The following is a 17,852-nucleotide window of genomic DNA, read 5'->3' as shown; positions in this document are numbered from 1 at the left end:
AACTGCTCGCCGTGGGGGGGCAAGTCTTTAAGTTGGTTCACTCAGCCTTGCAGTGGGGAGTATGAAATCGCCGCTCGCGCTAGCAGTGCCTAGCGCCAGATTGCTGCCTCTACTTATGGGATCCCTGCCGCGTTAACTTCCGCTTCTCCTTCAAAAAAGCGTTGGCCACCCAGATCCCCACCACCGCCAAGGCGGCCATCCCATAAAAGGTATAGCTATAGCTGCCCAGCCTATCGCGAATTTGCCCCGCGATCATCGTTCCCACCAAGGCCCCAACTCCATAGGCGGTAAACACAATGCCGTAGTTCTGGGCGTAGCGTTCGGGATCAAACAAGCGCAGGGTCAGGGCGGGAGCCATGGCCAGCCACCCCCCCAGGCAAAACCAAAGCAAGGAAAAAGTTACCCAGTAGGCCAGAAGGGATCCCTGAGGAGGCAGGAGCATTAGCCCACAGGCCAGCAGGATCAGCCCATAGGAGCCCGTAGTGACCTGATGGGGATGTAATCGATCGGCCAACCAGCCAAACAGAGGACGGCTGAGCCCGTTGAAAATGGCGAAGAGAGCCACGCTGTTGGCAGCCGCAGGGGGATCCAGGCCGATCAGCTCTTCCCCCACAGGACCAGAAATCCCAATGGCGCTTAAACCGATCAGAGTGCCGATGGCGTAGCAGATCCACAGGCCATAGAAGGAGGGGTTTCTCAGCAGAGGGAGAGAGCGCCGAGAAGTCAACGGAGAGCGATCTGGGCCATTCGTGGATTTTCTTGGAAAAGGTGAGGAAGGGATCCAATCGGGGGGAGGAAATCTCAGTTGGGTTGCGATCCCCAAGATCACCGCTGCAAAGAGGATCCCCAAAATCAGCAGCGTAGGCCGAGCCCCCAGTGCCTCGATCAAGCAGTTGGCCAGGGGAGCAGTGAGCAGGGGGGATAGGCCAAAGCCGACAATGGTGGATCCCACGGCCAATCCCTTGCAATCGGGAAACCAACGGGCTGCCACGGCCATCGGCACCCCATAGGCAACCCCTACTCCGCTACCGGCAATCACCCCATAGCAGAGGGTGATCCACCCAATAGAAGGGGCAAAGCTAGCCAGCCCATAGCCCAAACCCACCAAGCTGCCCCCCAGAGCCAGTACTCGGCGGGATCCCCAGCGGGGGATGACAAACCCTGTGATGGGCATGAGGGTAGCGTAGAACACGAGGGCAACCGTGTAGGGCAGCAGGCTCTCACTGGCCCCAATCCCCAGCTCTGTTTCCAGGGGCTTGCGGAAAATGCTCCAGGAATAGACGGTTCCCAAGCAAAGAAGAACCAGGAGCCCCTGGAGGATGAAAAGCCATCTCCCCATATGGGCCGGTTGTCCATACAAAGTAACGGGGAATCCAACCCTTTTCATGGGTATCTAGAGCTTGTTGGAGCTGAGTTCAACCCATTCTCTCAGCCCTTTCGGGGATGAGCCGATAGGAATAGAATTGCTTGAATTGTTCAGCCAACCGTTGGCTAGAGGCGTTTGGCCTCTACCGTCTTGGGCAGAGACAAAGGCTCCGGCAGCTCCGGGATGGACAATTCCCAACCGTTGCTCAAGGTGAAAATGGTTTCCCCGGCCTCTGAACGGGTGGCCACAACCGATTCTTCCAGATCTTTTTTGGGAACGTAGACCATCAAATGCCCGTAGGCACTTTCGTGCAGGATGACTTTCATAGCCCTTTCTCCACAAGTTCCAGCTCTTGGGCACGGCACCCCACCACCAAGCCTTTGGCCAAGCAGTGGACGGCATAGACGTAAAACCGTTGTAGAAAGGTGCCAATGGAAATCACGTAACCTTCGTCGCCCGGAACGGCCAAGATTTTCCCCACCGGCTGGCCGAAGAAGGTGCCATCGTTGCGGATGACCTTACGGATGCGGACTTTGTCGCCCAGCTCAAATTGGGGAGGGCGATCCAGCTCCAGTTCGTCGCTCATGGGGTACCTCCTGTGATTTCTGCCAGCACCTGACAAAGCTCTTGGCGGGTTAGGCTGCGGCCTACTTGGCGCGCCCGTCGAGACACGGCTGCCAAAATGGCCTGAGATTTGGAAGTTTCCTTTCCGGACAAGCGGTTAGACAACATCGGGATGGCTCTCCTCTGGGATGGGTTCTGGAGTGTGTTGCGCCCATTGCGTCAGCGTTGCGCGGCAATAACGGGCCAGTTCCGCCGGTGGGATCGGATGCTTGCAGTGGGTGACGTGCTGCCGCACCTGTTCCAGGAGCTTTTCCAGTTGGCCAGGTGGGATCTGCTCGACAGGGATCCCCTGTTCCTTGAGGATCTGGAGCAGCAAATGCCGGCCGGAGTGTTTGCCCAACACCAGCCGCCGCTGGCTGCCTACCGCCTCTGGTGGGAAAGGCTCATAGGTCTGGGGATCCCGTAGCACCCCTGCAGCGTGAATGCCCGACTCGTGGGCAAAGGCGTTGTCGCCAACGATGGCCTTCCAGGGGGGGAGGGGAGCACCGCTGGCCCGTGCCACCTGTTGAGACAGCTCCCGCAAACGGCGGGTATCCACCCCAACATCGATCCCCAAGGTGCAGCGCAAAGCCATCACCACCTCTTCCAAGGGGGCATTGCCGGCCCGTTCCCCCAAGCCGTTGACGGTGGTGTTCACCGACTGAGCGCCGGCGCGGATCCCGGCTAAGGCATTGGCAGTGGCCATGCCCAGGTCGTCGTGGGTATGCATCTCCACAGGGATATCGATGGCCCGCACCAGACGGCGAATCTGCTTGTAGGTGCTAAAGGGATCCAAAACGCCTACCGTATCGCAGTAGCGGAAGCGCCGACAGCCCCAGCTTTGGGCCATTTGGGCCAACTCGATCACCTGCTCCAGGGGGGTGCGGCTGGCATCTTCTGCCCCCACCGAGACCCACAGCCCTTGCTCCAAGGCCATCTCCACGCATTGGCGCAACTGTCGCAGCAGCCGAGGGCGATCCCCTTGGAACTTGGCAGCGATTTGCCGATCCGAGACCGGCACGGAGATGTGGATCCGCTTGAGGCCGCAACGAATAGAGGCGAGGATATCGCTGGGCACAGCCCGGTTCCACCCCAGCAGGTGGGCCCGCAGCCCCAGGCTGAGCATGGCGCGAATGGCTTCCGTTTCCACGGCGCCCATGGCCGGGATCCCCACCTCGATCTCGGGCACGCCAATGGCATCCAAGAGGGCAGCAATGGAGATTTTCTCGGGGATTTGGAAGGCTACCCCTGCCGCTTGCTCCCCATCGCGTAGGGTGGTGTCGTTGATGGTGATAGAGGAATTCATGGGATCCATCCTCCAAGACCTACGGCCCGCCTAGGCAATCGGTAACCGTCGATGGTGCTCCGCACCGCTAGCGGGACCCCGGTTGCGTCAGGGCAATCATGTCCAGGGTAGAAAGCTCAACCAAGTTGCCGCAGAATTCATCAGATTCCTGTAAGGCTTGGCTGTTCCTCTTAGCGGGGTGGAGTCTTTGGAGCAGGGGATCCTTGACAAAGTCCGACAAAGTCCGGCCTCTGGGATCCCCCTACTCCGGAAGCTAACGAATTAAGTCGAAGGAGATGTCGGTTTTGCCGGGGATGATGCTGCGCCGATCTGCCTCATCCAGAATGGTGTTGACAATCCAGTTAAGGAGGTTGAGCGCCCCCACATAGCCATAGGTGGGATAGCGATGCAGATGGTGGCGGTCGAAGATGGGGTAGCCGATGCGCACCAAAGGCGTGCCCGTATCCCGCCACAGGTATTTGCCGTAGGAATTGCCGATCAGCAGATCCACCGGCTCGGTGAACATCAGAGAGCGCAGATGCCAGAGATCCTTGCCCCCCCAGACGGTTGCCCCCTGTCCATAGGGACTGGAGGCCAGCAGTGCCCGCGCCTCGGCTTCGAACTCCTCGTTGCTGTTGGTCACCACCACATGGATCGGCTCCGCTCCCAGCTCCAGCAACAGGCTGAGCAAGCCCATCACCAGATCCGGATCCCCATACAGGGCTACCCGCTTGCCGTGGATCCACGCTTGGGAGTCCGTGAAAGCATCCACCGCCCGGCCCCGTTCGATCTCCAGCTCGGCGGGAATGGGCTTGCCCGTTAACTGGGATAGCTGCATCAAAAACTCATCCGTGCCCCGAATACCCACTGGCCGCGCCGTCAGGGTGGGCCGACCCGAGGCCTCTGCTAGAAACTCCAGGGTCTTGGGCGTGGTGTAGCGCTGGAAGGAAAAAGTAGCCTCGGCGTTCAAGCATTGGGCGGCCACCTCCAGAGGGGTTCCGCCGGGATACATGTGGAAAGTGCCGTCGTTGGGCGAATCCAAATAGTCGGAGTTGTCCGCCAGCAAAGTCAGCGGGATCCCGAATAAGCCGAAGATGCGCTTGATCTCCCGCAAGTTGCCCATGTAGGTATCGAAACCGGGGATGACGTTGATGTAGCCATTGCTACCCGTGCGGCCCACCGGCTCGGTGAGGGTGCTGAGAATGGCCTTGAGCATGTTGTCATAGCCGGTGATGTGGGATCCCACAAAGCTTGGCGTGTGGGCATAGGGCACCGGGAAGTCGCGGGAAATCACTCCCTCATTTCTGGCCGTGGTGATGAAGGCCCCCAGGTCATCCCCGATCACCTCCGCCATGCAGGTGGTGCACACGGCGATCATCTTGGGCTTGTAGAGGGCGTAGGCATTTTCCAGTCCCTCGATTAGGTTTTTGAGGCCGCCAAACACCGCCGCATCTTCCGTCATCGAGGTGGAGACCGCCGAAAAGGGCTCCTTAAAGTGGCGGGTGAGATGGGTGCGAAAATAGGCCACACACCCCTGGGATCCATGGACAAAGGGCAGAGTTCCCTCGAAGCCGACAGCGGCGAAGATGGCCCCCAAGGGTTGGCAGGCTTTGGCAGGGTTTATCGTCAAAGCTTCCCGCTGAAAGTTTTTCTCCCGGTATTCCCAAGATTTTGTCCATTCGGCCACCCGGGCCACTTCTTCCGGGGAAGGGAGATCTTCAAAGGTTTGCTTGCACTGCAGAAGCGCCTGATATTCCGGATCTTGAAACAGGCGGGCATGATCTTTGATGTCTTGGATATCTTGCGGCATGGTCGGTCTCCTAATGAGGGGCAGGGGAAGGAAGGGCCGTTGGCGTCTGGGATCCCGGCGGCAAGCTAGGATTTCCAGGGGGCTTTGACCAGATCCCAGGTGGGGCTATTCAAAGCCAAATCCATATCGCGAGCGAACACGGCAAAGCCGTCGTAGCCGTGGTAGGGGCCGGAGTAGTCCCAAGAGTGCATCTGGCGGAAGGGCAAAGCCATCTTTTGAAAGACGTACTTCTCCTTGATGCCGGAGGCGATGAGATCTGGCTTCAACCTCTTGGCAAATTCTTCAAACTCGTAGCCGGACACGTCATCGTAGATGAGGGTGCCATCGTCGATGTACTGGGTGGTGCGCTTGTAGTCGTCGCCGTGGCCGAATTCGTAGCCGGTGGCAATCACCTCCATGCCCAGCTCCCGGAAGGCCGGGATGACGTGGCGGGGCCGCAGTCCGCCCACCATCAGCATCACCCGCTTGCCCTCCAGGCGGGGACGGTACTTGGCAATGATGGCCTCGCTCTGGGGCTTGTACTTGGCGATCACCTGCTCTGCCTTGGCCTGGATGGTCTCGTCAAACCGCTGGGCGATGGCCCGCAGGGATTTGGCAATTTGGGTGGGGCCAAAGAAGTTGAACTCCAGCCAGGGGATCCCGTAGGCTTCCTCCATGTGGCGGCAGATGTAGTTCATGGAGCGGTAGCAGTGGATGAGATTCAGCTTTACCCGGGGGGCAAGCAACATCTCGTTCCAGGTGCCATCGCCGGAGAACTGGGTCACTACCCGCAGGCCCATCTCTTCCAGCAAAATCCGGGAAGACCAAGCGTCGCCGCCGATGTTGTAGTCCCCAATCAGGGCCACATCATAAGGGCCGGGCTCAAAGTTGAGGGATCCCTCCTTGGCTTTCTTGTCAGCAATGGGCAAAACCCAGTCCCGCACCGTATCGTTGGCGATGTGGTGGCCCAGGGACTGGGAAACCCCCCGAAAGCCCTCGCAGCGCACCGGTACCACCGGCTTGCCAATTTCTTTGGAAACTCTCTTGGCCACTGCCTCGATGTCATCCCCGATCAAGCCGACGGGGCATTCGGATTGGATGGTAATGCCTTTGGCCAAGGGGAAGAGTTCGCTGGCTTCTACCAAGAGTTTGGCCAGTTTTTTGTCCCCCCCAAACACCACATCTCGCTCCTGAAAATCGGAGGTGAACTGCATGGTGCCGAAGGTGTTCACCCCGGTGATTCCCACGTAGTAATTGCGCCGTCCCGACCAGGAGTAGTAGCCGCAGCCCACGGGGCCGTGGCTGAGGTGGATCATGTCTTTGACCGGCCCCCACACCACTCCTTTGGAACCGGCGTAAGCACAGCCGCGGGTGGTCATGACGCCGGGGATGGATTTAATGTTAGATTTTACTCCGCAATCTGCTTTGCCCTCGTCATAGACGTTGAGGTGCTTAGCTCTCTTTTTCTGAGCTTTTTCGGGGTAGGTTTCCAGAACCTCCGTTACGATTTTCCGGGTTTCCTCTTTGAGGGTACTTTTCAGAGTAGTCATGAGAACCTCAGCTATTGGGTGTCATGGATAAAAGCCACAGTGCGAAGGGGGGCTGAGGGAGGAAACCAGCTACCCCCAGCCCGTCTTTTCGGGGATCAGACAGGGGCCAGCTCTTTTTCGGTTTTGCCGATGAGGTGGGCGATTTTCTGGTCGTCGTCCAAAACGCCGAACTCTATCAACAACTGTTCCAGCTCATCCATAGAGATGGGGGTGGGGATCCTCAGATCCGTGTTGTTGATGATCTTTTTGGCCAAGGCCCGATACTCGTCAGCTTGGTTGCAGTCGGGGGAGTACTCGATCACCGTCATGCGGCGCAATTCTGCGTGCTGAACCACATTGTCGCGGGGGATGAAGTGCAGCATCTTGGTGTTGAGCTTTTCGGCCAGAGCCTCGATCAGCTCGATCTCGCGATCCACCTTGCGGCTGTTGCAGATCAGGCCACCCAAACGCACGCCGCCAGAGTAGGCGTATTTCAGCACGCCGCGGGCGATGTTGTTGGCCGCATACATGGCCATCATTTCGCCGGAGCAAACAATGTAGATCTCTTGGGCCTTGCCCTCCCGAATGGGCATGGCAAAACCGCCGCAGACCACGTCCCCCAGCACGTCGTAGCAGACAAAGTCCAGATCCTCGTAGGCTCCGTTTTCTTCCAAGAAATTGATGGCGGTGATGATGCCTCGTCCAGCACAGCCAACGCCAGGCTCGGGGCCACCGGATTCCACGCAGCGCACCCCTCGGTAGCCGGTGAGCACCACTTCTTCCAGCTCCACGTCTTCTACGGATCCCCGCTCAGCCGCCAGGTGAAGGACGGTGGTCTGGGCTTTGCAGTGCAACATGAGGCGGGTGGAATCGGCTTTCGGGTCGCAGCCGACGATCATGATCCGCTGTCCCAATTCGGCCATACCGGCAACGGTATTCTGACAGGTGGTGGATTTGCCGATACCGCCTTTGCCGTAGAATGCAATTTGTCTCATGGTTCAGTTCTCCTAATGAAGACTTGAGGAAAAACTTGAGGGCGACTTAAGGGTTAGAAATCTCTTGCCAATGGGCGCAACTGGTCGCATTAGCGAGACGGGATCCTTACTGCAAAGGATTTCAGCTCGCGGGGAGGCAGCCTTGGATCCCTTGGAATCCAAAAGCAAACCGGTTGAACGGTGGGGCTCTCCCGAATCGAGGCAGGAGATGGGGGAAGCGACGGGGAGTAACAGTGGGGCAGATCATAGGGCTCTCAGGCTTATCGAGAATGGGCAACTAGAGGGCATGCACGGTTAAGGTGGGCCACACCTGTTCTTGCAGGCGGGTTTCGATGAGCAACCGCAGGGTGTTTTGCTGGCTGGGGCAGGTGGTGCAGGATCCCTTGAGGCGTACCCACACCTGATCCCCTTCCAGGTCGTACAGCTCCACATCGCCGCCATCGGCCAACAGCAGCGGGCGAACTTCCTCCTCCAGGACGGCCTGAATGCGGGCGATCTTTTGCAAGGTGGTGAGGGGAGGGGGTGTCGCTGTTGCCGAGACAGGAGGGGGAGCAGCAGGAGAGGGCTCTGTCTGGTTTTGGGAGTTCCCTTTTGAATTTCTTGAATCTTCTGAAGGGATCGTGTCGGTCTCGGCCAGAACGGCGGCAATCAGGTCTTCAATCTGGGCCAGGCAGGAACCACAGCCACCACCCGCTTTGCTGTAGGCTGTTACTTCCTCAGCGGAGGTGAGGCGGTTTTCCCGGATCAGGCGGCGGATCTTTTGCTCGCTGACGCCAAAGCAGGAGCAGACCAAGGCGCTGTCATCATCCGTATGGTCAGGTAGGGGAAGGCCGCGATAGCTGTAGATGGCTGCCTCCAGAGCCTCTTGCCCCATCACCGAGCAGTGCATCTTGGCGGGGGGCAAGCCGCCCAGGTAATCGGCGATCTGGCGGTTGTCGATCCGCAGGGCTTCATCCAGAGTGAGGCCGGTGATCAGCTCCGTCAGGGCCGAGGAAGAGGCAATGGCGCTGGTGCAGCCGAAGGTTTGGAAGCTGGCAGCCAAGATGCGCTCGCTGGCCTCGTCCACCTTTAAGTAGAGCCGCAGGGCATCGCCACAGGTGATGCTGCCCACTTCTCCCACCACCACCCGAACACCAGGCTCGGAGCTGGGATCCATCGCCCCTTGGTTTTTGGGGTGGTAGAAGAGTTCCAAAACTTTTTCGCTGTAGTCCCACATGGCTGGATCCTGAGTTGAGGATGCTAACGGTCGAGGGAAGATGAGTTTGAGGGGGGTCAGCGGCGAGCCAGTTCCCGTTCCTGCTGTTGCAGCCAGTCTTCCGCCTCGTGGCTGAAGGGGGAGATGGCCCGCAAATGCTCAATGATCCCCGGCAAAACCTCCAGCACCCGCTCCACCTCTGCCGGCTGGGTAAAGCGAGAGAGGCTGAAGCGGATTGAGCCGTGCAAAACGGTGTAGGGCAGGCCCATGGCCCGCAGCACATGGGAGGGCTCCAGGGATCCGGAAGTGCAGGCGGAGCCGGAGGAGGCGCAGATGCCGTATTTGTTCAGCCAGAAGAGGATCGCTTCCCCTTCCACGAACTTGAAGCCCAAGTTGGTGGTGTTGGGCAGCCGCTGAGTGGGGTGGCCGTTAACCTGGACATCCGGGATCCGCTGTAGCAAGCCCTGCTCCAAGCGATCCCGCAGCAGCCGCTCATGGGGATCCCCCAGGTGGGCTTGGGCCAGCTCAGCCGCTTTGCCCAGGGCGATGATGCCCGGCACATTTTCCGTCCCGGCGCGGCGGCCCCGCTCTTGATGTCCTCCCAGCAACAGAGAACGGAAGCGAAAGCCCCGCCGCACATAGAGGGCGCCGATCCCCTTGGGGGCATGCAGCTTGTGCCCGGAAAGGGTGAGGAGATCCACCGGCAGGCGCTGCAGATCGAGAGGGATCTTGCCCACCGCCTGTACTGCGTCCACATGGACAACAGCCCCATAGCTGCGAGCCAGGGATCCCACCGCCTCGATGGGGAAAAGCACGCCCGTCTCGTTGTTGGCGGCCATGCAGCTCACCAGGGCAGTATCGCCGGTCAGGGCTGCTTCCAACTCCAGCAAGTCCAGGCAGCCTTGCTCATCCACCGAGAGGTAGGTGACGCGGTAGCCTTGTTTTTCCAGGTGCTTGCAGACGTTGAGCACCGAGGCGTGCTCTACCTGCGTGGTGATGATGTGGCGCTTCTGGGGTTGGGCTGCCAAGGCTGCATAAATGGCCGTGGTGTTGCCTTCGGTGCCGCCACTGGTGAAGACGATCTCCGTCGGGTCGGCTCCCAGAAGGGCTGCCACCTGTTCGCGGGCTTGGTTAAGGGCACGCCCCACCTGGCCGCCAAAACTGTGCATCGAGGAGGGGTTGCCGTAGAAGGTCTGCAAATAGGGCAGCATCGCCTCCAGAACCAGGGGATCCACGGCGGTGGTGGCGTTGTTGTCCAGGTAGATCACAGGGTTCATACAGGCTCCGGTACAAGATAGGGGTTGGGCAAAGTTAAACGGCTTGCGGAGCGTGGGAATGGCACTGCTTTGGGCAAATGCGGGCGCAAGCCTGACAGCCGATGCAGAGGGCAGCGTTGAGGATGGTCATCACTTTGCGCTCACTTTCTTCTTCCTCTTCGTTGTCGACAAACTCGCCGTCTTCGTTGAGGGCTCTGAGGGCGAACACACCCCGGCCACAGACTTTGAGGCAACGGCTACAGCCGAGGCAGCGGCTGATATCCAGGCTTTCGATAAACTGTGGGATCCAGGGCAGTCCGCCTTTGGTGAGAGCAGTTACAGTAGCCATGGCCGCGTCTCCAAAAGATGAGGTCTCAAGATCGGGAAGATTTGCTGTCCAGGGCCTGGTTGACCAACCAGGTGCGGTAAAACTTGAGGGCCACCGTTTCAATGAGGTCGTAGTCTTCCACCACTTCGATGCCGGCCTCGCGAATACGCTTCATGGGGCAATCGCCAATCTTGGAGACCAATACAGCTCGGCAATCCCGGATGAGATCCAGAATTTGCTCTAGGTTGTTGTCCTCGCCGGATCCCCCGTGGCAGTACTGCGGGATCTTGCGGTGGCCGACAAACTGCGCCCCACGGGCGTTGACCTCGTAGATCAAAAACTCCCGCGCATGGCCGAAGTGGCGATTGACCAAGCCACCGCCTTTGCTGGCCACGGCCACCAGGATGGAGGGGCTGTCGGGAGGCAGGTCGGCTGTCCAGTGGGTCGGGGCTGCCTGCTGCTGAGCTTGCAGTTGGGCAATGCTTGCCTGGACCTGGCGGCGTTTTTCGGGGTCGTACTCGGGGGTCATCTGCATAAAGCGCTCCTTGGTGAACTCTTGGCTGCGGTCTTCCCCCAGAAGGCCCACCGCGTCCGCCCGACACTGGCGACAGTGGCGCATCATCCGCATGTTGCCGGAGCACCGATCTTGCAGGGCTTTCAACTCCTGAGGGGTGGGGCCCCGCTGGCCGATAAGGCCGAAGTAGGTGCCGTGTTCGGGCGCCGAGATCAGGGGCATGATGTTGTGCAAGAAAGCCCCTTTCTCCTGGATCACCCGGTTCACTTCCAAGAGGTGGGTGTCGTTGATGCCGGGAATGAGAACGGAGTTGACTTTGCAGAGGATGTCTGCCTCCCGCAGCAGATCCAGGCTTTCCATCTGCCGTTCGTGCAGGATGCGGGCTGCCTCCACCCCTCGAATGCGCTTGCGCCGCCAGCGGATCCAGGGGTAGATCTTGGCTCCGATCTCTGGATCCACCATGTTGATGGTCAGGGTGACGTGGTCGATGTTCAGCCGTTTGATCTCGTCGATGTAGTCCGGCAACATCAGGCCGTTGGTGGAAAGGCAGAGCTTGAGATCCGGGGCTTTCTCGGCGATGCGGGCAAAGGTTTCGAAGGTTTGCTTGGGGTTGGCCAAGGGATCCCCAGGCCCAGCAATGCCCACCACCGTCAGTTGCGGGATCTTGCCGGCAATCACCAGCACTTTGTGGGCGGCTTCCGCCGGGGTAAGCAGCTCGCTGACCACACCGGGCCGGCTCTCGTTGGCACAGTCGAACTTGCGGTTGCAGTAGTTGCACTGGATGTTGCAGGCGGGGGCTACCGCCACGTGCATGCGGGCGTAGTGATGGTGAGCTGCTTCGCTGTAGCAGGGATGGGTGGCGATGCGTTGCTGCAGATGAGGGGGGAGAGCCTGGCGGGGGCTGCTGCTGCAAGCGCAGGCCGATGGGAAGGGGGATCCCTGGCGGGGCGGAGTTGAAAGGGGCGGCATAGTGGGGTCAACCAGGGGATAGAACGTTACTGGCGGTTATATCAACCGCCCTCTGCCCGCTCCGTTGCACTCAGCCCGGTAGAACTGATCGAGTTTATTGGCTTTGTACTCAAGACCTGCAAAGCCTAATGGCAGGCCAAATCCAACTTTTTTTAGGGGTCAAGGGTCTGGTTTTTCAAGGCCGGGGATGCCGTATTTTGACCCAAAGGGGCGGGGGATCCGGCTGTGGGGAGGATCCCCGGAATCCCTGATTCGACAAGGGCTTGGGGCAATGCTTAAGAAATACTAAAAATCTGCTCAGATGCACTCAAGCGCCGCAGCCTCGGCTGCGTTTTGCATCAATTGCTACGATTTAATATCGTATCAGCCCAAAAGTGTATTGAAAATAGCCGTTTGAGTTTGAGGAAAGATCCCCCTGGGGCAAAGTCCTCGCCAAGGAAGTGAAGACTATTGCGGCGGCAGGCCGTCGGACTTTCTTGTTGTGACAGGGGGGATGTACTCGCTCAAATACCCATACCCTTCCCCAAAAATACCGGATCCCTGCAGGCAAAAGACTCAACCCCCTATCCCCAGAAAAACTTTTTTTGCGCTCTGGGCCAAGCTTCCAGGGCTTGAGTACATCAGCAATAACTCAATCAGTCCTGATCGCCCGCTGCCAAGCCTGAGCCCCTGCAGCCGCTTGCTATAAGCGGGGGATATAAGCGGGGGAACAGAACCCCAACGGTTCTGCCCCTCTGTTGAGACTCGCCCCCTGCTTCCCAACCGGTGAGCTTATGTCCCCCCTTGTTTCTCCCCCACCGAAAACGGCTGAAGTGCTGCAGGTGCCCCGTTGCGATCGCTGGCGGATTCTCTACCGTCTGCAGGAGCTGGATTTGACCTGTGGCTGTACCCCGACCGGCCAACTGTGGGTGATGATTCGCACCCCCACCGAAGCCCTCCTCGTCCACAGTGTGCTCCGCCTTTTCACCCTCAACCGCTCTGGCTGGCTGAATTGGTTGGATCGCTGCTGGTCTCTCCAGACCTGGGATCCCCCTGAGAGATCTGCAGGAGGGGATGACCACCCCTGAACCTCTGCCGTTTGCCTTCTTGCTTCTCCTGTTCACCTCGTTTTGGTAGCGCCAATGACCACTCCATCCCCCTCAACTCGCTCCTTCCAACAAGTCCGAGACAACCCCGTTCACCTGGGACGGGAGATCACGGTTCCCATCTGCGAGGGCCTCAACCTGGCTTGGGCCAGTCTTCAGGGGCTGTATTTGCAGTATCTGAAGCACCATCTGGTTGTCGAAGGAGCAGAGTTCTACTCAATTCATCAATTTTTCAACGAAAGTCTACAGGAAGTTCAGAACCACGCCCATGAGGTGGGGGAGCGCCTGAACGGCCTGGGTGGGATCCCGGCCTCCAGCTTTGCCAAGCTGGCGGAGCTGTGCTGCTTCAGCCCAGAAGGGGACGATGCATTGGCCGTGCGGCCCATGCTGGAAGCGGATTTGCGGGCCGAGCAAAGCCTAATCGATCTGCTGCGTCGCCAGGCGGCTCTGGCGGAAAGTGTTGGGGATCGCGCCACCCGTCACCTCTACGAGCAGATTTTGCTGCGGACGGAAGAACGGGCCTTTCACCTGGCCCACTTTCTGGCTGCCGACAGCTTGGTTTTGGGCTTGTCCCCATCCTAGCTTGCCCATCTACGCCCACCCCTCGTTTTGGGAGACTCTGCCATGCTTACCCCCGATCGGGCGCCGCTGCTGCAGTTTTTGCAAGTTGAGCTTGGGATCCCGGAATCCGCCCTCACCTTCGCCCTGAAACGGCATGGGTGTGAACAGGGCCCTTTGCCCATGATTCTTTGGCATTACGGGCTGATTTCTTTGGAGCAACTGGAGCAGATTTTTGAATGGTGTGCTCCCCCTCCTCTTGTTACCAATTCTACCCATTCGGAGGTTTAAGCCATGACTTATCCCTACCCTTCTCTTCCCTTTCCCAGAGTCGGCAACCCTTTGGGATGGCTCGGCCTGGTTTTGAACTCAATTTTCAGATCCGCCCTGAAGTGGCCGCGCCGCTGGCTCAACAGCATTGAAATTCGGGGATCCCGGCAGGCCCGTTGGATTTGTCGTTTGATCCCGGCTTCCTGTCCCTTTGAGCGGGATATCCGACTGGGATCCCGCACCATCCACATTCCGGCCCTCTGTCGCATCAACCCCCTCTACGAGGAGATCATCGCCCTGCGGCTACGGGCGGCGGCTTATCTGGCCGAAGCTGCGGCTCAACCCCAGCCCCCCTCTTCTCAGGAGATCCCATCATGCCTTTGATCAGCCGGACTAAAGTGGCGGAGCTGCTCAACGAGACCGCCTGCGAGCACAACCACAAGAAAGACGGCAAAGGCAAAAACAAAGTCTGTGCCGAGCAAGCCAAGCCAGGAGGAGCGCAGGGAGGCTGTGCCTTTGACGGGGCTTCGATTGCCCTGGTGCCGATCGCCGATGCCGCCCATCTAGTACATGGGCCAATCGCCTGCAGCGGCAACTCTTGGGGGACGCGGGGCAGCCTCTCTTCTGGCCCCCAGCTTTATCGGGTGGGCTTCACCACCGATCTGAGCGAGAACGAGATCATCTTCGGTGGGGAGGAGAAGCTGTTCCAGGCCATCCTTGACTTGCAGGCCAAATACCAGCCTGCCGCCATTTTTGTCTATCTCACTTGTGTAACTGCCCTCATTGGCGACGATGTGGAGGCCGTGTGTCAGCGGGCCAGCCGCCAGCTTGGGATCCCGGTCATTCCGGTGAATGCGCCCGGCTTTGTGGGCAGCAAAAACCTAGGCAACCGTCTGGCCGGAGAAGCCCTGCTGGACTATGTTATCGGCACCGCCTCCCCGGAGTACACCACTCCCCGCGACATTAACCTCATCGGCGAGTACAACATTGCCGGCGAGCTGTGGGATGTCTTGCCTCTGTTTGACGAGCTGGGGATCCGCATCTTGGCCAAGATCACCGGCGATGGCCGCTACCGCGAGATCTGTACCGCCCACCGGGCCAAGCTGAACGTCCTCATCTGCGCCAAAGCCCTGCTCAATGTGGGCCGCAAGATGCAGGAGCGCTACGGGATCCCCTACATTGAGGCTTCCTTTTACGGGCTGCAGGAGATGAACCACTGCCTACGGGCCATTGCCCAAGGGCTGAAGGATCCCGAACTGCAGGAGCGTACCGAGGCCCTCATCGAGCGGGAAACTCGCGCCACCGAGGCGGCTTTGGCCCCCTACCGGCAGCGGCTGGCGGGCAAACGAGTTGTCCTTTATACCGGCGGCGTGAAAAGTTGGTCGATCATCTCTGCTGCCCGAGATCTGGGGATGCAGGTAACGGCCACCAGCACCCGCAAAAGCACCGAAGAAGACAAAGCCCGCATCCGCGAGCTGCTCGGCCAGGATGGCATTCTCTTGGACAAGGGCAGCCCTCAAGAGCTGCTCAAGGTGGTGGAGCGCACGAAAGCGGACTTGCTCATCGCCGGCGGACGCAACCAGTACACCGCCCTCAAGGCCCGCATCCCCTTTCTGGACATCAACCAGGAGCGGCACCATGCCTATGCCGGCTATCGCGGCCTGGTGAACTTGGCGCGGGAGATCGATGCCGCCCTCCACAGCCCCATCTGGGAGCAGTTGCGACGGCCTGCCCCCTGGGAGACTCCAGCCGAAGAGGAGGTGGGATGATGGCCCAGCTCATCCAAGAACGCAAGCCTCTCAGCGTCAACCCCCTCAAACTCAGCGCTCCGCTGGGAGCGGCCCTGGCCTTTCTGGGGATCAAGGGCTGTCTGCCCCTCTTCCACGGTTCCCAAGGCTGTACGGCCTTTGCCAAAGCGCTGCTGGTACGTCATTTCCGCGAGGCCATTCCCATGTCCACCACTGCCATGTCCGAAGTGGACACCATCTTGGGGGGGGAGGAGAATGTCGAAGCTGCCATCCTCACCTTGGTGGAGAAGGCCCAGCCGGAGCTGATTGGTCTTCTGACCACCGGCCTCACGGAAACCCGCGGGGACGATATGCCGCGCATCCTGCGGGAGCTGCGCCGACGCCAGCCGCAATTGCAGGATCTGCCCATCGTCTTGGCCTCCACGCCTGACTTTAAAGGATCCCTGCAAGACGGCTATGCCATCGCCGTCAACAGCTTGGTCAGCACCCTGCCGGAATCGCCGTCGGGATCCGTCCGCCCTGCCCAGGTAACGGTGCTGTGCGGGCCTGCCCTCACCCCTGCCGACGCCCAGGAGATCAAAGAAATGGCGGAGGCTTTTGGCCTAGAGCCGATCCTGGTGCCGGATCCCGCGGGTTCCCTGGACGGACACTTGGGCACCGGCTTTAGGGCGACCCCAGACGGCGGCACCACCCTTGAGCAATTGCGCCAGCTCGGGCGTTCCGGCCTCACCATAGCTGTCGGCGAGAGCATGCGCCCTGCCGCTCAGATCCTGGCCCAGCGCTTTGGCACCCCCTATCGGGTTTTCCCCCACCTGACCGGTCTCAAGGCTGTGGATCCCTTTTTGGCAACCTTGGCCGATCACAGCCAGCAGCCGGTGCCCTCTCGCTACCGCCGCCAGCGCAGCCAAGTCCAGGATGCCCTCCTGGATTGCCACTTTTTCTTCGGCAACCAGCGGATTGCCTTGGCCCTAGAAGCCGATCTGCTCTGGGGGTGGGTGGACTGGCTGCTGGATATGGGCTGTCAGATCCAGGCGGCCATCAGTCCCACACCGGATCCCCACTTGACCACCCTTCCCATTGAGGCAGTGCGGGTGGGAGATCTGGGGGATCTGGAGGAGCTAGCACCCGGGGCTGACCTGCTGGTGGGCAACTCCCACGTGGCGCGCCTGGGCAAGCGGCTGGGGATCCCGGTGCATCGGATGGGGATCCCCATCTTCGACCGGCTGGGGGCCAACCACCTCTGTCAGGTGGGCTATCGCGGCACCCTATCCCAACTGTTTGCTGTCGGCAACCTGCTGATGGAGCAGGAGGAAGCCCGTCACCCCAGCCCACCCCAGGTTTCTGGGCATGGATTCTAAGGGATCCAGAGCTTCGAAGGGCAGCCCAAGTGCCCCTAGCTCCCCCAAACCCTCAAGTTCACGTTTCTAAGGAGAACGCCTATGCAAGTGGCCTTTACAACCCGCGACGGCAAGCACGTCAATGCCCACTTTGGCTGGGCCAACCAGATCGACCTCTACGAAGTCACCCCCGAAGGCTACCGATTTTGTAAGACCCTCACCTTTGGGGGCAACTTGGAGGCAGATGGCAACGAGGACAAGCTGGTGCCCAAGCTGCAGGCTTTGGCCGATGTCACCCTCATCTACGTGGCTGCCATTGGCAGCAGTGCCGCCGCCCGCCTGATCAACCGCCGCATCACCCCCATCAAAGTGCAGTCGGAAGAAGAATCCATCGAGAGCTTGTTGCAGCGCCTGGTATCCACCCTGCACAACCCTCCCCCCTGGCTGCGCAAAGTGCTCTTGGCCGAGCGCGCCCGCAAAGCCGAAGCCCCAAATCCCTCTACTTCCCCTGCGGAGGTTTAGCCATGACGGTTACCCCTCTTTCCCCCTCGACCAGCCCCATCTTGCAAGAGATCGTTCGCCAGATGCGGGCGGCGGATCCCTACGGCACCTACCGCGCCTGGAGTGATGAGTTGCTGCTCAAGCCCTTTGTCGTCACCAAAGCCCAAAAACGCCAGATATCCCTCGAAGGGGAGGTGGATCCCGGGGTGCGGAGCCGCATTCTCATCTACTACCGCGCCATTGCCGCCCTGATCGAAAAGGAGACGGGCCTCCTGGCTCAGGTGGTGCTGGATCTCAACAGCGAAGGCTTTGGTTGGGTGCTGGTCTTCTCAGGGCGGTTGTTGTTGGTGGTCAACACCCTGCGGGATGCCCATCGCTTTGGCTTTGACTCCCTCGAACAGCTCAGCGAAAAAGCCACTGCCCTTATCGACAAAGGGATCCAACTGGCCCGAACCTACCCTGAGGTGGGCCGACTGTAGCCGCTTGTCTCCGTCCCGGCAGCCATTTTTTCTTCTTTTTCTTCA

General features: G+C 59.7%; 20 protein-coding genes. 8 read left to right on the top strand and 12 right to left on the bottom strand.

The features are described from left to right. Positions 1-109 precede the first annotated feature (109 nt). The 12 genes from CYB_RS02015 to nifB all read right to left on the bottom strand — a co-directional run bounded on the left by CYB_RS02015 (position 110) and on the right by nifB (position 11,829). The gene (locus CYB_RS02015) at positions 110-1,291 is read right to left on the bottom strand and encodes an L-lactate MFS transporter (RefSeq protein ID WP_238376857.1); all 1,182 of its coding nucleotides are present in this window, start codon (positions 1,289-1,291) and stop codon (positions 110-112) included. 200 nt (positions 1,292-1,491) lie between these two features. Beyond that, a complete protein-coding gene (gene nifT, locus CYB_RS02010) occupies positions 1,492-1,692 on the bottom strand; it encodes a putative nitrogen fixation protein NifT (RefSeq protein WP_011430645.1) in 201 nt (66 codons plus the stop codon). Next, the gene (locus CYB_RS02005) at positions 1,689-1,952 is read right to left on the bottom strand and encodes a nitrogen fixation protein NifZ (protein ID WP_011430646.1); all 264 of its coding nucleotides are present in this window, start codon (positions 1,950-1,952) and stop codon (positions 1,689-1,691) included. The genes nifT and CYB_RS02005 overlap by 4 nt, the downstream gene beginning before the upstream one ends. Further along, positions 1,949-2,098, bottom strand: coding sequence for a hypothetical protein (locus CYB_RS15115; RefSeq protein ID WP_011432085.1), 150 nt, complete (start codon positions 2,096-2,098; stop codon positions 1,949-1,951). Before CYB_RS15115 ends, CYB_RS02005 begins: the two co-directional genes overlap by 4 nt. Continuing rightward, a complete protein-coding gene (gene nifV / locus CYB_RS02000; protein ID WP_011432084.1) occupies positions 2,088-3,275 on the bottom strand; it encodes a homocitrate synthase in 1,188 nt (395 codons plus the stop codon). The genes CYB_RS15115 and nifV overlap by 11 nt, the downstream gene beginning before the upstream one ends. A 253-nt stretch (positions 3,276-3,528) precedes the next feature. Continuing rightward, complete coding sequence (gene nifK, locus CYB_RS01995) at positions 3,529-5,064, bottom strand: nitrogenase molybdenum-iron protein subunit beta (RefSeq protein WP_011432083.1); 1,536 nt, start codon at positions 5,062-5,064, stop codon at positions 3,529-3,531. A gap of 65 nt (positions 5,065-5,129) precedes the next feature. Beyond that, positions 5,130-6,593 carry a nitrogenase molybdenum-iron protein alpha chain gene (gene nifD / locus CYB_RS01990; protein ID WP_011432082.1) on the bottom strand — a complete coding sequence of 488 codons (1,464 nt, stop codon included), beginning with the start codon at positions 6,591-6,593 and terminating at the stop codon, positions 5,130-5,132. A 95-nt stretch (positions 6,594-6,688) separates the two neighbouring features. After that, a complete protein-coding gene (gene nifH, locus CYB_RS01985; protein ID WP_011430651.1) occupies positions 6,689-7,567 on the bottom strand; it encodes a nitrogenase iron protein in 879 nt (292 codons plus the stop codon). Positions 7,568-7,844: 277 nt separating this feature from the next. Continuing rightward, complete coding sequence (nifU, locus tag CYB_RS01980; protein ID WP_011432081.1) at positions 7,845-8,783, bottom strand: Fe-S cluster assembly protein NifU; 939 nt, start codon at positions 8,781-8,783, stop codon at positions 7,845-7,847. 56 nt (positions 8,784-8,839) lie between these two features. Then, positions 8,840-10,039 (bottom strand): cysteine desulfurase NifS, encoded by a 1,200-nt coding sequence (nifS, locus tag CYB_RS01975; RefSeq protein ID WP_041436140.1) that lies wholly within the window; start codon positions 10,037-10,039, stop codon positions 8,840-8,842. 34 nt (positions 10,040-10,073) lie between these two features. Further along, positions 10,074-10,367 carry a ferredoxin III, nif-specific gene (gene fdxB, locus CYB_RS14255; RefSeq protein ID WP_011432079.1) on the bottom strand — a complete coding sequence of 98 codons (294 nt, stop codon included), beginning with the start codon at positions 10,365-10,367 and terminating at the stop codon, positions 10,074-10,076. 25 nt (positions 10,368-10,392) lie between these two features. Continuing rightward, the gene (nifB, locus tag CYB_RS01965; RefSeq protein WP_011432078.1) at positions 10,393-11,829 is read right to left on the bottom strand and encodes a nitrogenase cofactor biosynthesis protein NifB; all 1,437 of its coding nucleotides are present in this window, start codon (positions 11,827-11,829) and stop codon (positions 10,393-10,395) included. 773 nt (positions 11,830-12,602) lie between these two features. Between nifB and CYB_RS01960 the strand changes: the two genes are divergently transcribed. The 8 genes from CYB_RS01960 to CYB_RS01925 all read left to right on the top strand — a co-directional run bounded on the left by CYB_RS01960 (position 12,603) and on the right by CYB_RS01925 (position 17,807). Next, positions 12,603-12,896, top strand: a complete 294-nt coding sequence (locus tag CYB_RS01960) for an Asr1405/Asl0597 family protein (protein ID WP_041436135.1) — start codon at positions 12,603-12,605, stop codon at positions 12,894-12,896. Between the two features lie 54 nt (positions 12,897-12,950). Then, on the top strand, positions 12,951-13,496 hold the full coding sequence (locus tag CYB_RS01955; RefSeq protein ID WP_011432075.1) for a ferritin-like domain-containing protein: 546 nt from the start codon (positions 12,951-12,953) through the stop codon (positions 13,494-13,496). 42 nt (positions 13,497-13,538) lie between these two features. After that, positions 13,539-13,763 carry a DUF2949 domain-containing protein gene (locus CYB_RS01950; protein WP_011430659.1) on the top strand — a complete coding sequence of 75 codons (225 nt, stop codon included), beginning with the start codon at positions 13,539-13,541 and terminating at the stop codon, positions 13,761-13,763. 3 nt (positions 13,764-13,766) lie between these two features. Continuing rightward, the gene (locus CYB_RS01945; RefSeq protein WP_011432074.1) at positions 13,767-14,126 is read left to right on the top strand and encodes a Mo-dependent nitrogenase C-terminal domain-containing protein; all 360 of its coding nucleotides are present in this window, start codon (positions 13,767-13,769) and stop codon (positions 14,124-14,126) included. Then, on the top strand, positions 14,117-15,511 hold the full coding sequence (gene nifE / locus CYB_RS01940; protein ID WP_011432073.1) for a nitrogenase iron-molybdenum cofactor biosynthesis protein NifE: 1,395 nt from the start codon (positions 14,117-14,119) through the stop codon (positions 15,509-15,511). Before CYB_RS01945 ends, nifE begins: the two co-directional genes overlap by 10 nt. After that, positions 15,508-16,848 carry a nitrogenase iron-molybdenum cofactor biosynthesis protein NifN gene (gene nifN, locus CYB_RS01935; protein ID WP_238376856.1) on the top strand — a complete coding sequence of 447 codons (1,341 nt, stop codon included), beginning with the start codon at positions 15,508-15,510 and terminating at the stop codon, positions 16,846-16,848. Before nifE ends, nifN begins: the two co-directional genes overlap by 4 nt. A gap of 81 nt (positions 16,849-16,929) precedes the next feature. Beyond that, complete coding sequence (gene nifX / locus CYB_RS01930) at positions 16,930-17,349, top strand: nitrogen fixation protein NifX (RefSeq protein WP_011430663.1); 420 nt, start codon at positions 16,930-16,932, stop codon at positions 17,347-17,349. Positions 17,350-17,351: 2 nt separating this feature from the next. Continuing rightward, positions 17,352-17,807: a NifX-associated nitrogen fixation protein gene (locus CYB_RS01925; protein ID WP_011432071.1), complete on the top strand. Its 456-nt coding sequence runs from the start codon at positions 17,352-17,354 to the stop codon at positions 17,805-17,807. The last annotated feature ends 45 nt before the right edge of the window (positions 17,808-17,852 follow it).

Origin of the sequence: Synechococcus sp. JA-2-3B'a(2-13) (assembly GCF_000013225.1) — a bacterium.
Classification (GTDB): Bacteria; Cyanobacteriota; Cyanobacteriia; order Thermostichales; family Thermostichaceae; genus Thermostichus.
The sequence above is the reverse complement of the archived record's forward strand: the minus strand, read 5'-3'. Positions and strand labels throughout refer to the sequence as shown.

What these genes read in the sequence shown, in the direction of transcription:
- nifT (WP_011430645.1), bottom strand. Translation starts at nt 1,692, where the DNA reads ATGAAAGTCATCCTGCACGAAAGTGCCTACGGGCATTTGATGGTCTAC.
- CYB_RS02005 (WP_011430646.1), bottom strand. Translation starts at nt 1,952, where the DNA reads ATGAGCGACGAACTGGAGCTGGATCGCCCTCCCCAATTTGAGCTGGGC.
- CYB_RS15115 (WP_011432085.1), bottom strand. Translation starts at nt 2,098, where the DNA reads ATGTTGTCTAACCGCTTGTCCGGAAAGGAAACTTCCAAATCTCAGGCC.
- nifV (WP_011432084.1), bottom strand. Translation starts at nt 3,275, where the DNA reads ATGAATTCCTCTATCACCATCAACGACACCACCCTACGCGATGGGGAG.
- nifK (WP_011432083.1), bottom strand. Translation starts at nt 5,064, where the DNA reads ATGCCGCAAGATATCCAAGACATCAAAGATCATGCCCGCCTGTTTCAA.
- nifD (WP_011432082.1), bottom strand. Translation starts at nt 6,593, where the DNA reads ATGACTACTCTGAAAAGTACCCTCAAAGAGGAAACCCGGAAAATCGTA.
- nifH (WP_011430651.1), bottom strand. Translation starts at nt 7,567, where the DNA reads ATGAGACAAATTGCATTCTACGGCAAAGGCGGTATCGGCAAATCCACC.
- nifU (WP_011432081.1), bottom strand. Translation starts at nt 8,783, where the DNA reads ATGTGGGACTACAGCGAAAAAGTTTTGGAACTCTTCTACCACCCCAAA.
- nifS (WP_041436140.1), bottom strand. Translation starts at nt 10,039, where the DNA reads ATGAACCCTGTGATCTACCTGGACAACAACGCCACCACCGCCGTGGAT.
- fdxB (WP_011432079.1), bottom strand. Translation starts at nt 10,367, where the DNA reads ATGGCTACTGTAACTGCTCTCACCAAAGGCGGACTGCCCTGGATCCCA.
- nifB (WP_011432078.1), bottom strand. Translation starts at nt 11,829, where the DNA reads ATGCCGCCCCTTTCAACTCCGCCCCGCCAGGGATCCCCCTTCCCATCG.
- CYB_RS01960 (WP_041436135.1), top strand. Translation starts at nt 12,603, where the DNA reads ATGTCCCCCCTTGTTTCTCCCCCACCGAAAACGGCTGAAGTGCTGCAG.
- CYB_RS01955 (WP_011432075.1), top strand. Translation starts at nt 12,951, where the DNA reads ATGACCACTCCATCCCCCTCAACTCGCTCCTTCCAACAAGTCCGAGAC.
- CYB_RS01950 (WP_011430659.1), top strand. Translation starts at nt 13,539, where the DNA reads ATGCTTACCCCCGATCGGGCGCCGCTGCTGCAGTTTTTGCAAGTTGAG.
- CYB_RS01945 (WP_011432074.1), top strand. Translation starts at nt 13,767, where the DNA reads ATGACTTATCCCTACCCTTCTCTTCCCTTTCCCAGAGTCGGCAACCCT.
- nifE (WP_011432073.1), top strand. Translation starts at nt 14,117, where the DNA reads ATGCCTTTGATCAGCCGGACTAAAGTGGCGGAGCTGCTCAACGAGACC.
- nifN (WP_238376856.1), top strand. Translation starts at nt 15,508, where the DNA reads ATGATGGCCCAGCTCATCCAAGAACGCAAGCCTCTCAGCGTCAACCCC.
- nifX (WP_011430663.1), top strand. Translation starts at nt 16,930, where the DNA reads ATGCAAGTGGCCTTTACAACCCGCGACGGCAAGCACGTCAATGCCCAC.
- CYB_RS01925 (WP_011432071.1), top strand. Translation starts at nt 17,352, where the DNA reads ATGACGGTTACCCCTCTTTCCCCCTCGACCAGCCCCATCTTGCAAGAG.